This is a genomic window from Pseudomonas sp. ES3-33, from assembly GCF_000952175.1.
Taxonomy (GTDB): domain Bacteria; phylum Pseudomonadota; class Gammaproteobacteria; order Pseudomonadales; family Pseudomonadaceae; genus Aquipseudomonas; species Aquipseudomonas gregormendelii.
In genome coordinates this window covers 1-12,623 of the sequence record NZ_JZRI01000085.1, presented here as the reverse complement: position 1 = coordinate 12,623, position 12,623 = coordinate 1, and the positions used below count along the sequence as shown (strand labels likewise).

Here is a 12,623-nt window from a genome sequence, read left to right as displayed (position 1 = left end):
TACCTGACGAAACATCGAACGCCCCACCACCAAAAAGGTCTGCTCCCTATACCCCCCATTTAACGATCAAGGAGAAGCTCACATGCCAGATGCATTGACCCTCAACCAACGTATCGTCCTGGCCTCTCGCCCTGTAGGCGCGCCGACCCCAGAGAATTTTCGCCTGGAGCGCGAGGCATTGCCCGACCTGGCCGACGGTCAGATCCTGCTGCAGACCCTCTACCTGTCGCTGGACCCCTACATGCGCGGGCGCATGAGTGACGCACCTTCCTACGCAGCTCCGGTTGAAATCGACGAGGTCATGACCGGTGGCGCTGTGAGTCGAGTGGTGCGTTCGCTTAATCCGAAATTCCAGGAAGGCGACCTGGTGGTCGGCGCAACGGGCTGGCAGAGCCATAGCATCAGCGACGGGCGCAACGTCATCCCGGTGCCCTCCGGCCTCCCAAGCCCGTCGATGGCCCTGGGCGTGCTCGGCATGCCGGGCATGACCGCCTACATGGGCTTGATGGACATTGGCCAGCCACAGGCCGGCGAAACCCTGGTGGTCGCTGCTGCATCGGGCGCAGTGGGCTCGGTGGTCGGCCAGGTGGCGAAGATCAAGGGCCTGCGGGTGGTGGGTGTGGCAGGCGGCGCAGACAAGTGCCGGTACGTGGTCGAGGAACTGGGTTTTGACGCCTGCATCGATCACAAGAGCCCGAGTTTCGCCGAGGATCTGGCATTGGCGTGCCCCCAAGGTGTGGACATCTACTACGAAAACGTCGGCGGCAAAGTCTTCGATGCGGTGTTGCCGCTGCTCAACGCCAAGGCGCGCATCCCTCTGTGCGGCCTGATCGCCGGCTACAACGCCCACGAAGCACCGACTGGTCCCGATCGCCTGCCGCAACTGCAGCGCACCCTGCTGACCAAGCGCGTGCGCATCCAGGGCTTTATCGTGTTCGATGACTACGGTGATCGCCAACCGGAGTTCATCAGCGCCATGGCGCCGTGGGTGCGCGATGGCAAGGTGAAGTTCCGCGAGGACGTGGTCGACGGCCTGGAGAATGCCCCAGAAGCTTTCATCGGCCTGCTCGAAGGGCGCAACTTCGGCAAACTGGTGGTGCGGGTCGCTCAGGACTGAGCAATTGACGCTAAAGAGAGGCGCGGGTATAAACCGCGTCTCGTTGATTTGTCGGACGTTTGCCCATGAGCTTCAGCCCTTTGATTCGCCAACTGATCGATGCCCTGCGAACCTTGCCGGGTGTTGGCCAGAAAACCGCACAGCGCATGGCGTTGCAGTTGCTCGAGCGTGATCGCAGCGGTGGCTCGCGCCTGGCATCGGCGCTGAGCCAGGCCATGGAAGGCGTCGGTCACTGTCGGTTGTGCCGCACGCTGACCGAGGACGACCTGTGCCCGCAGTGCGCCGACACTCGCCGCGATGACACCTTGCTGTGCGTGGTGGAAGGCCCGATGGATGTCTACGCCGTAGAGCAGACCGGGTTTCGCGGGCGTTACTTCGTGCTCAAGGGCCATCTGTCGCCCCTGGACGGCCTGGGGCCTGAGGCCATTGGCATTCCGCAACTGCTGGCACGGATTGAAGAGGCGGGCACCTTTACCGAGGTGATCCTGGCGACCAACCCGACGGTGGAAGGTGAAGCCACGGCGCACTACATCGCCCAGCTGCTCAACAACAAAGGCCTGATCGCCTCGCGCATCGCCCATGGCGTGCCCCTGGGTGGCGAGCTTGAGTTGGTGGATGGCGGGACGCTGGCGCATTCCTTCGCGGGGCGCAAGCCGATCGCTCTGTAACCTCCGTGATGACGCCAACGCGGGCAAGCTTTGCTCCCATACCGCACACGGCACCGAATATCTCCCACACCGCAAACGGCGCCGAATATCTCCCACATCGCCCATGGCGCCGAATATCTGTAGGAGCGAGCTTGCTCGCGATGAACCCGAGGGCGCCGCGGGGTATCAGATTTCCCGCGTCTTCGTTAACGACCATCGCGAGCGAGCTCGCTCCTACATGTTTTGGTTGAAAACCAAGCAAGCGCTCGGTTAACTTCACTGGACCTTCAGTGGAGTTCGCCGATGCCTGCCTTCCAGGAATACTTCGATCCCAGCCACCAATTGGTCCGCGACAGCGTCAGACGATTCGTCGAGCGTGAAATCCTGCCGGACATCGACCAATGGGAAGAAGCCGAAAGCTTTCCCCGTGAGCTCTATCTGAAGGCAGGCCAGGCCGGGATTCTGGGCATCGGTTACCCCGAAGCTTTCGGCGGCTCACACGAAGGTGATCTGTTCGCCAAGGTCGCCGCCAGTGAAGAGCTGATGCGCTGCGGCTCCGGTGGACTGGTTGCCGGTCTGGGTTCCCTGGACATCGGCCTGCCGCCCATTCTCAAATGGGCCAGGCCAGAAGTCCGCGATCGTGTTGTGCCCCAGGTGCTCAGCGGCGAGAAGATCAGCGCCCTGGCGGTGACCGAACCGAGCGGCGGCTCGGACGTCGCTAACCTGCAAACCCGCGCCGTCCGCGAGGGCGATGTCTATAGGGTCAACGGCAGCAAAACCTACATCACCAGTGGCATTCGCGCAGACTTCTACACCGTCGCCGTGCGCACCGGTGACCCCGGCTTCGGCGGCGTCAGCCTGCTGCTGATCGAGAAAGGTACCCCCGGTTTTACCGTCGGCCGCCAGTTGAAGAAAATGGGCTGGTGGGCATCGGACACCGCCGAACTGTTCTTCGATGATTGCCGCGTACCTGCAGGCAATCTGATCGGCGGCGAAAACATGGGGTTCGCCTGCATCATGGGTAACTTCCAGAGCGAGCGCCTGGCCCTGGCCTTGATGGCCAACATGACCGCCCAGCTGGCGTTGGAGGAAAGCCTGAAATGGGCACGTCAGCGCGAGGCGTTCGGCAAGCCCATCGGCAAGTTCCAGGTGCTCAAGCACCGCCTGGCCGAGATGGCCACTGCACTGGAAGTCTCCCGGGAGTTCACTTATCGCCAGGCGGCGAAAATGGCGGCGGGGCAGAGTGTGATCAAGGAAATTTCCATGGCGAAGAATTTTGCCACTGATACGGCAGATCGTATTACGACCGACGCGGTGCAGATTCTCGGCGGGCTGGGGTATATGCGGGAGAGTTTGGTGGAGCGGCTGTATCGGGATAACCGGATCCTCTCGATCGGCGGGGGGACTCGGGAGGTGATGAACGAGATTATCAGCAAGCAGATGGGGCTTTGAGGTTGGCGGTATGGCGACTGACGCCATCGCTGGCAAGCCAGCTCCCACAAAGGTGCGCGCCGTATACAAATCTTGTGCAGGTCAAAGAACCCTGTGAGAGCAAATGGGGATCTGACGCTTGCGGTATGGCGACTGACGCCATCGCTGGCAGGCCAGCTCCCACAAAGATCCTCGCCGTACACAAATCATGTGCATGACAAAGAACCCTGTGGGAGCTGGCAGGCCAGCTCCCACCAAGATCCTCTCCGTACACAAATCATGTGCATGACAGAGAACCCTGTGGGAGCGGGCTTGCCCGCGATGGCGTCGGAACGGGCGACTTACTTATCAGTCAACGCAAACTGCGTCAGGCAAAAAGTCGGTATCCCCATATCTTCCAGCTTCTGCGACCCACCCAGCTCCGGCAAATCAATAATCGCCGCCGCTTCATGCACCCGCGCGCCCATGCGCCGGATCAGGTTGGCCGCTGCAATCAACGTCCCGCCAGTGGCAATCAGGTCATCGAACATCACCACCGAGTCACCCTCGCACAGGCTGTCGGCATGCACTTCCAGGAAGGCCTCACCATATTCGGTGGCATAACCCTCGGCCAGCACATCAGCCGGCAACTTGCCTTGCTTGCGAAACAGCACCAACGGCTTGTTCAACTGATAGGCCAGCACCGAGCCGATCAGGAAGCCGCGAGCGTCCATTGCACCGATGTGCGTGAAGTCGGCTTCGACATAACGGTGGGCAAAGCTGTCCATCACCAGGCGCAGGGCCGTGGGCGATTGGAACAACGGGGTGATGTCGCGAAAGATCACGCCCGGCTTTGGAAAGTCGATCACGGGGCGGATCAGGGATTTGATGTCGAAGGAGTCGAAGACCATCGTCGAGGTGTCCTGGCAGGCTGCAAACGTCACAGTATAACGGCGGCTGAACCGTTGCGCTCAACCGCCTTTGCCGTGATCAGCCTTCCAGGGAACCGCCGGCCAGGGCGCACAGCTGAATCGGATCGAGGATATGGATTTCCTTGCCTTCAGCCGCAATCAATTCGTTCTGCTGGAAGCGCGTGAACACCCGGGAGACGGTTTCCACCGCCAGGCCCAGGTAGTTGCCGATTTCATTGCGCGACATGCTCAGGCGGAACTGGTTGGCCGAGAAGCCCCGGGCGCGGAAGCGGGCCGAGAGGTTAACCAGGAACGTGGCGATGCGCTCGTCGGCGGTCTTCTTCGACAACAGCAGCATCATCTGCTGGTCGTCGCGGATCTCGCGGCTCATCACGCGCATCAGCTGGCGGCGCAATTGCGGTAATTGCACGGCCAGTTCGTCCAGGCGCTCGAACGGAATCTCGCACACCGAGGTGGTTTCCATGGCTTGCGCGGAAACCGGGTGTTTTTCAGTGTCCATGCCCGACAGGCCGACCAGTTCGCTCGGCAGATGGAAGCCAGTCAGCTGCTCTTCGCCACCATCACTGAGGCTGAACGTCTTCAGGGCGCCGGAGCGTACTGCATAAACGGAATCGAATGTGTCGCCCTGGCGGAACAGGAACTCGCCCTTTTTCAGCGGGCGGCCACGTTTGACGATGTCGTCCAGCGCATCCATGTCTTCCAGATTCAGCGAAAGTGGAAGGCACAGCGGGGCCAGGCTGCAATCCTTGCAGTGGGCCTGACCATGAGCGCGCAGTTTTACTGGCTCGGACATTTCTTCAATCCTTGTGGGAAAAACACACATAAGACGTAAGGGTAACCCACCAGAGGACTATCCGACCAGCACGGGGCGATTTGACCCAGGTCATTAGATCACCTTGGAAAACCGCTCGCGATTTTGTTGTTCCAGATAACGGTCGAACACCATGCACACCGAGCGCACCAGCAATCGCCCGGCGGGCAGTACGGTGATGCGATCGTTGTCGAGCTCGATCAGGCCGTCCTTGGCCATCGTCTGCAATTGCGGCCACAGTTCGCCGAAGTAGCCGCGAAAATCGATGTTGAATGCCTGCTCGATCTCGGCGAACTCCAGGCTGAAGCGACAAATCAGCTGCTGGATCACCGCACGGCGCACCCGATCATCGGCATTGCACAGCAGGCCGCGGCTGGTCGCCAGTTGAGAAGTGGCGAGAGCGTTCTGGTAGAGATTCAGGTCGCTGCTGTTCTGGCAGTACAGATCGCCGATCTGGCTGATGGCAGACACGCCCAGGCCAATCAGATCGCAGTGACCGTGGGTGGTGTAGCCCTGGAAATTGCGTTGCAGGGTTGATTCTTCCTGGGCGATCGCCAGCTCGTCGTCGGGCAGGGCGAAGTGGTCCATGCCGATGTAGCGGTAACCGGCGGCGGTCAGTTGTTCGATGGTGCGCTGCAGCATTTCCAGCTTCTGCGCCGGGGTCGGCAACTCGTTGCTGTTGATCCGCCGCTGGGGCATGAAGCGTTCTGGCAGGTGGGCGTAGTTGAACACCGACAGCCGATCCGGTTGCAGCGCGATGACTTCCTCGACGGTGCGGGCAAAATTGTCCGGCGTTTGTCTTGGCAGGCCGTAGATCAGGTCGATGTTGATCGAGCGAAACTGCAGGGTGCGCGCGGCGTCGATCACTGCGCGGGTCTCCTCCAGGCTCTGCAGGCGATTGACCGCTCGCTGCACGGCAGGGTCCAGGTCCTGCAGGCCGATGCTGACGCGGTTGAACCCCAGTTCGCGCAGCAGGCCCATGGTTGACCAGTCGGCTTCACGCGGGTCGATCTCGATGCCGTAGTCGCCGGAGTCGTCGTCGAGCAAATTGAAATGCTTGCGCAGTTGCGCCATCAGTTGGCGCAGCTCGTCATGGCTGAGGAACGTCGGGGTACCGCCGCCGAAGTGCAGTTGCTCGACCTTTTGTGTCGGGTCGAGGTGGCAGGCGATCAGCTGGATCTCCTGTTCCAGGCGCTGCAAATAGGCGTGTGCGCGGCCGCGGTCCTTGGTGATGACCTTGTTGCAGGCGCAGTAATAGCAGATGTTCGCGCAGAACGGCACGTGCACATAAAGCGACAACGGCCGTAGCGCCTTGCGGCTTTCGCGCAGGGCATGGAACAGGTCGAAGCTGCCGATAGTGGCGTCGAATTGCACGGCGGTCGGATAGGAGGTGTAGCGCGGTCCCGCCAGGTCATAACGGCGGATCAGATCGGTGTCCCAACGAATGGCGTCGAGCATCATGCGGGCATTCCCCCGGATAGGCTGGCAGTGTTGGCGAGTCTAGGGGGTGGGGCAATGGGGCATCTTGATTTGCATCAAGAATAGAGAGTTGTGTCGCCAGTGCAGGCCCCATCGCGGGCAAGCCCGCTCCCACAGGGTGTCGGTGTACGCAAAATGTGTGATCACCTGTAGGAGCTGCCGAAGGCTGCGATCTTTTGATCTTAATGCCCCATCAACCAATGCTGATGCGGCCCCGGCAAGGTCCACAGGCCGAACAGTATCACCAGCAACCCCCCGGTCATGCGCACGCTGCGCTTGCGCAATAACGCGGTAACGCGTTCGGCAGCCAGCCCGGTAGCCAGCAGCACCGGCCAGGTCCCCAGCCCAAACGCAAGCATCAGCCATGCACTGTCCAACGCATTGCCCTGGCTCGCCGCCCACAGCAACGTGCTGTAGACCAGGCCACACGGCAACCAGCCCCAGAGGGCGCCCAGCAGCAAAGCCCGGGGCAGGCTGGAGACCGGCAGGAGTTTGTTGGCAACCGGCTGGATATGCCGCCACAGACCGCGACCGAGGCTTTCAATGCGGGTCAGGCCGCTCCACCAGCCGGCCAGGTACAGGCCCATGGCGATCAGCAGCAACCCGGCAAGCACCCGCATGAACATCGCCGCCGGGCTGTTGGCCACCGCCCAGCCCGCCAGGCCGATCAGCAGTCCCGCGGTCGCATAACTGAGGATTCGCCCCAGGTTGTACGCCAATAGCAGCCGAAAGCGCCGGCTGCGTTGCTCCTTGGGGATCGCCAGGGTCAGGGCGCCCATCAGGCCGCCGCACATGCCCAGGCAATGACCGCCACCGAGCAGGCCCAGGATCACCGCAGACACCAGCAGGGGTGCCAATTCAAGCATGGGGCGGGGCCTTGTCTTCAGGCTTGTCCACGTGACCGCTGGCCTCGTCGACTGCAGCGGTGTGCTTGGGGTCCTGGTCGTCGAACAGAATGCTGTGGGCCGGGCCGTCGAGGTCGTCGTACTGGCCGCTGTCCACGGCCCAGAAGAAAATGTAGATCGCAATGCCCACGATCAGCAGCGCGGCCGGGATCATCACGTATAAGGCTGGCATGGGTTCACTCCATGCCCGCGCGGCTCAGGCCGGCAGCGGGCGGGTTTGTGGCGTGGCGCTGATGGCCGGCGCGCTCGGCAGGCGAGTCAGGCGCAGGGCATTGAGCACCACGGTCAACGAACTGATGGACATGCCGACCGCCGCCCACACCGGGGTGATCCAGCCGAGGGCAGCGAAGGGCAACATGAGGCCATTGTACAACCCGGCCCACAATAGATTCTCGATGATCACCCGCCGGGTGCGGCGCGCCAGGCTGAACGCCTGCACCAGCGCGTCCAGGCGGTTGGAGAGCAGCACGGCGTCGGCGCTGGTTTTCGCCAGGTCAGTGGCCGAACCCATGGCGACACTGATGTCGGCGGCGGCCAGCACCGGTACGTCGTTGACCCCGTCGCCGAGCATCAGCACCTTGCGCCCTTCGCGGTGCAGCTGCTGCAGCACCTGCAGTTTGTCATCCGGGCGCAGGCCGCCCCGGGCTTCATCGATGCCCAGCTCGGCGGCAACGCTGGCGACCATCGGCGAACTGTCGCCGGACAGCAGCAGCGTGCGCCAGCCCCGGGCTTTGCACGCCGCCAACAGCGCCGGCGCATCGGCGCGCAGGCGGTCGTCGAGGACAAACCAGGCCAGGGGGCCATGCGCGTCGCCAAGCAGTAACCACTGGCCAGGCTCATCGGGCATCGCCGGCACTGCTGCGCCACTCAGTTCGCAGACAAAACCCGGCTGGCCAATGCGCAGACGCTGCTCGCCGACCAGGCCTTCAAGCCCCAGCCCCGGCGTGCTGTGCACTTCCTCGGCGGCCAGCGGCGCGCGACCAAACGCCCGGGCAATTGGATGTTCGGAACGGTTCTCCAGCGCCGCCGCCAGGCCCAGGCACTGGTCACTGTCGAGCGCACCGAGGGGGCGGATCGAACGCAGCGCCAGGCGCCCTTCGGTGAGGGTGCCGGTCTTGTCGAAAATCACCGTGTCGATTTGATTCAGGCCTTCCAGCACATGCCCGCGAGTCAGCAGCAGGCCCAGCTTGTGCAAGGTGCCGGTGGCCGCCGTGAGCGCCGTCGGCGTCGCCAGGGACAAGGCGCACGGGCAGGTCGCCACGAGCATGGCCAGCACGATCCAGAAGGCCCGCGAGGAGTCCAGCTCCCACCACACCAGGCCAATCACGGCGGCAGCGATCAGCGACAACAGCAAAAACCACTGGGCGGCGCGGTCGGCGATTTCCGCCAGGCGCGGTTTTTCCGCCTGGGCGCGGTCCAGCAGGCGGACGATAGCCGACAGGCGCGTGTCCTGGCCGAGTGCCAGGACTTCAACGGTCAGCGCGCCCTCGACGTTCAGTGTTCCTGCGGTGACCGCATCGCCCAGGGTGCGCGGTTGCGGCAGATACTCGCCGGTGAGCAGGGATTCGTCGACGCTGGACTGGCCGTCGAGAATCCTGCCATCGGCCGGCAGGATAGCGCCGGGATGCACCAGCACCTGATCGCCCAGCCGCAATTCGCTGAGCAGGATGCGCTCGCTCTGGCCGTCCGCACCCAGGCGCAGGCACGAGGCAGGCAACAGGTTGACCAGTTGCGCGGTGGCGGCGGCCGTGCGCTCCCGGGCGCGGCGTTCCAGGTAGCGTCCGGCCAGCAGGAACAGGGCGAACATGCCCACCGCATCGAAATACAGTTCGCCGACGCCAGTGATCGATGTCCAGATCCCCGCCAGGTAGGCGCTGCCGATGGCCAGCGAGACCGAGACGTCCATGGTCAGGTGCCGGGTGCGCAGGTCGCGCATGGCACCTTTGAAGAATGGCGCACAGCTGTAGAACACGATCGGCGTGGTCAGAAACAGCGCGACCCAGCGCAGGATAGTGTGCAGCTCGGGGCTCAGGTCGATGTTGAATTCGGGCCAGGTGGCCATGGTCGCCATCATCGCCTGGAACCACAGCAGGCCGGCCACGCCGAGTTGGCGCAGGGCCAGGCGGTTTTCGCTGGCCAGTTGTTCACTGGCGCGGTCGGCCTGATAGGGGTGTGCGGCGTAGCCGATGTGGCGCAATTCGCCGAGCACCTGGCTCAACGGCAATTGCGCATCGGCCCAGCGTACATGCAGGCGATGGTTCGACAGATTGAGCCGGGCTTCGGCGACGCCAGGCAGGGCGCGCAGGTGTTTTTCGATCAGCCAGCCACAGGCCGCGCAGCTGATGCCTTCCATCAGCAGGGTGGTTTCGGCCAGATCGCCCTCGTGACGCACGAACGGCGCCTGCACGTCAGTGCGGTCGTAGAGCGCCAGTTCGTCCACCAGTTGCACCGGCAAGGCTTCGGGGTTGGCCGATGCTTCGCTGCGATGCTGGTAATAACTTTCCAGCCCCCCGGCCACAATGGCTTCGGCCACGGCCTGGCAACCCGGGCAGCAGAACTCGCGGGTTTGCCCGAGCACAATGGCGGTGAAGCGGCTGCCGCCCGGGACGGGGAGGGCGCAGTGATAGCAGGGGGTTGGTGTGGTCATGGGGGAGTCTAAATCGTCTGGGCTGAGCAGATGCCGGTGAGTTGAACCTGTTGCACTTGTTAAACCTGTTGAATTTGTCGAACCCTGTAGGAGCTGCCGAGTGAAACGAGGCTGCGATCTTTTGATCTTGCTCGAAAAAACAACATCAAAAGATCGCAGCCTCGTTTCACTCGACAGCTCCTACGACAGTTCCCACCACAGCTCCTACGGCAGCCCCACAGGCAGCCTGGGCAGGCTATTATTTCTTCAGGTCTTCCGCACCCTGCAGCGGCTCGTCGCCCAGCAGCAGGTCCTTGTCATGGCTGACCTGTTCTTCTTCGAACATGCGCCAGGTCTTGTCGTTTTCCACGCCCAGCAGCTCGACAAACCGACGCCCTTCAACCTTGTCGTTCACCTGGCCAATGTAGCGGCCGGCCTCGGTGTCGCTGTGGGTCAGGGTGATCTTGCGATCCTTTTCCGGCTGAGTCGGCGAGATCAGGTTCAGTTCCAGGGTTTTTGGCTGGCTGTCGCCGGTCAGGTGCAGGTCGACTTCGCCCGTCATCCCGTCCAGGTGCACGCTGGCGCGCAGTTTCAGGGTCTGCGCCAGCAGCTCGCGATCAAGCGAACGGTTGATGCCCTTGCCGGCCTCGTAGTAGTTGTCGTTGACCAGGTTGTCCGGGTTGTTCACCGCAATGGTCACCATCGACAGGGTCAGGGTCACCGAGCAGGCCAGGATGGCGATGATGATCCACGGCCAGAGGTGCTTGTACCAGGGGCTCGTCGTGTTTGCTGCAGGCATGTTCACTTCTCTCAACGAATTTGTGGGCCGATGAATCGGCTCTTGGCTTCAACGTGGACGCTGTCGTCATCGGCATCCTTGAGGATGAATTTCACCTCGTTGGTGCTCGATGGCAATTGCTCCGGCGCGCTGGACAGTTCCACCGGTTGGCTGAAAATTTCCCCGGCAGCGACCTTGATCTCACGCTTGCCTTGCAGCCTGAGGTCCGGCAGGCCGGTTGCTTCAAGCAGGTAGGTGTGGTCACGCTGGTCCTTGTTCATGATCTTCAGGCTGTACACGTTTTCGATCCGCCCTTCGGCGTTCTCGCGGTACAGCACGCGGTCCTTGCTGACGTCGAAACCCACCAGCGAACGCATGAAGAAGGCCGTCATCAGCAAGCCGATCATCGCCAGCAGCACCACGGCATAGCCAATCAGGCGCGGGCGCAGCTTATTGGTTTTCTGGCCGGACAGGTTGTGCTCGGTGGTGTAGCTGATCAGGCCGCGCGGGTAGTCCATCTTGTCCATGATGCTGTCGCAGGCATCGATGCACGCTGCGCAGCCAATGCATTCGATTTGCAGGCCGTCGCGAATGTCGATGCCGGTGGGGCACACCTGGACGCACATGGTGCAGTCGATGCAGTCGCCCAGGCCCAGGGCCTTGTAGTCGACGCCTTTCTTGCGCGGGCCACGGCTTTCACCCCGGCGCGGGTCGTAGGAGACGATCAGCGTGTCCTTGTCGAACATCACACTCTGGAAACGCGCATACGGGCACATGTAGATGCACACCTGCTCGCGCAACCAGCCGGCGTTGCCGTAGGTGGCCAGGGTGAAGAACCCGACCCAGAAATACGACCAGCCATCCGCCTGGCCGGTGAAGAAGTCGATGGTCAGCTCGCGGATCGGCGAGAAATACCCGACAAAGGTCATGCCGGTGACAAAACCGATCAACAGCCAGAGCGAGTGCTTGCTGAGCTTGCGCAGCAGCTTGTTGGCGCTCATCGGCGCCTTGTCGAGCTTGATGCGCTGGTTGCGGTCGCCTTCGGTGACCTTCTCGCACCACATGAAAATCCAGGTCCAGACGCTTTGCGGGCACGTATAGCCGCACCAGACTCGCCCGGCGTACACGGTGATGAAGAACAGGCCGAAGGCGCTGACGATCAGGATCCCGGACAGCAGGATGAAGTCCTGGGGCCAGAACGTGGCGCCGAAGATGAAGAACTTACGCTCCGGCAGGTTCCACCAGACCGCCTGGTGCCCGCCCCAGTTGAGCCATACCGTGCCGAAATAGAGCAGGAACAGCAGCGCGCCGCCCATCATCCGCAGGTTGCGGAACAGGCCGGTGAAAGCCCGGGTGTAGATCTTTTCTCGAGAGGCGTAGAGGTCGACGCTGTTATTCGCGTTCTTGGTGGGTGGCGTGACGTCGTGTACCGGTATCTGGTTGCTCATCATTGCATCCCACGGCAGTGGAAAAATGCCCCGGTCAGTACATGCCGACCGCGGTCAAAAAGAGGTGTTGCAGTGGCGCAATGATACGCCTGTAGCTCTAGTCCGAGGGTGCGACCTTTGGTCACGTTGGGAGAATTTATCCGATGGTGTAATGACTTGAATCAATTGACTTGTGAATGATGGCCGGTTTTCGCAGCGCCAGGGCCCTCCCATGACCGTAAATTCAATCCTCGTAGGAGCTGCCGAGGGCTCGGGCCGCGATCGGACGATCTTTTGATCTTGCCGCTCCCGTAGGAGCTGCCGAAGGCTGCGATCTTTTGATCTTGCCCTTAAATAAAAGCGCAGATCAAAAGATCGCAGCCTTCGGCAGCTCCTTGTATCTCGACTATCGCTCCATCAGGAGCGATAGTTCTCGACTGATCATCGAGGGAGGGATCTGGAAGCCGTGCAGCTCCTTAGGCTTTTTGCCT

11 protein-coding genes are annotated in these 12,623 nt (G+C 62.1%); 3 read left to right on the top strand and 8 right to left on the bottom strand.

Annotated features, from left to right (window positions below):
* The first annotated feature begins 82 nt into the window (after positions 1-82).
* From UB23_RS16050 to UB23_RS16040, 3 genes are all read left to right on the top strand, one after another.
* The gene (locus UB23_RS16050; RefSeq protein ID WP_045060283.1) at positions 83-1,117 is read left to right on the top strand and encodes an NADP-dependent oxidoreductase; all 1,035 of its coding nucleotides are present in this window, start codon (positions 83-85) and stop codon (positions 1,115-1,117) included.
* Positions 1,118-1,182: 65 nt separating this feature from the next.
* The gene (gene recR / locus UB23_RS16045) at positions 1,183-1,785 is read left to right on the top strand and encodes a recombination mediator RecR (RefSeq protein WP_045060282.1); all 603 of its coding nucleotides are present in this window, start codon (positions 1,183-1,185) and stop codon (positions 1,783-1,785) included.
* A 282-nt stretch (positions 1,786-2,067) separates the two neighbouring features.
* A complete protein-coding gene (locus UB23_RS16040) occupies positions 2,068-3,216 on the top strand; it encodes an acyl-CoA dehydrogenase family protein (protein ID WP_045060281.1) in 1,149 nt (382 codons plus the stop codon).
* Between the two features lie 320 nt (positions 3,217-3,536).
* Here the strand turns inward: UB23_RS16040 and UB23_RS16035 are convergent, their stop codons facing one another.
* The 8 genes from UB23_RS16035 to ccoG form a co-directional block, all read right to left on the bottom strand.
* Positions 3,537-4,085, bottom strand: coding sequence for an adenine phosphoribosyltransferase (locus UB23_RS16035; RefSeq protein WP_045060280.1), 549 nt, complete (start codon positions 4,083-4,085; stop codon positions 3,537-3,539).
* Positions 4,086-4,164: 79 nt separating this feature from the next.
* Entirely contained in the window at positions 4,165-4,899 is a 735-nt protein-coding gene (gene fnr, locus UB23_RS16030) for a fumarate/nitrate reduction transcriptional regulator Fnr (protein ID WP_045060279.1), read from the bottom strand.
* A gap of 93 nt (positions 4,900-4,992) precedes the next feature.
* Entirely contained in the window at positions 4,993-6,375 is a 1,383-nt protein-coding gene (hemN, locus tag UB23_RS16025) for an oxygen-independent coproporphyrinogen III oxidase (RefSeq protein ID WP_045060299.1), read from the bottom strand.
* Positions 6,376-6,578: 203 nt separating this feature from the next.
* Entirely contained in the window at positions 6,579-7,262 is a 684-nt protein-coding gene (locus UB23_RS16020) for a sulfite exporter TauE/SafE family protein (RefSeq protein ID WP_045060278.1), read from the bottom strand.
* Positions 7,255-7,473 carry a cbb3-type cytochrome oxidase assembly protein CcoS gene (ccoS, locus tag UB23_RS16015; RefSeq protein WP_045060277.1) on the bottom strand — a complete coding sequence of 73 codons (219 nt, stop codon included), beginning with the start codon at positions 7,471-7,473 and terminating at the stop codon, positions 7,255-7,257. The genes UB23_RS16020 and ccoS overlap by 8 nt, the downstream gene beginning before the upstream one ends.
* A gap of 24 nt (positions 7,474-7,497) precedes the next feature.
* On the bottom strand, positions 7,498-9,948 hold the full coding sequence (locus tag UB23_RS16010) for a heavy metal translocating P-type ATPase (protein ID WP_045060276.1): 2,451 nt from the start codon (positions 9,946-9,948) through the stop codon (positions 7,498-7,500).
* A gap of 238 nt (positions 9,949-10,186) precedes the next feature.
* Positions 10,187-10,726: a FixH family protein gene (locus UB23_RS16005; protein ID WP_045060275.1), complete on the bottom strand. Its 540-nt coding sequence runs from the start codon at positions 10,724-10,726 to the stop codon at positions 10,187-10,189.
* Between the two features lie 11 nt (positions 10,727-10,737).
* Positions 10,738-12,153, bottom strand: coding sequence for a cytochrome c oxidase accessory protein CcoG (gene ccoG, locus UB23_RS16000; RefSeq protein ID WP_045060274.1), 1,416 nt, complete (start codon positions 12,151-12,153; stop codon positions 10,738-10,740).
* Positions 12,154-12,623: the final 470 nt, after the last annotated feature.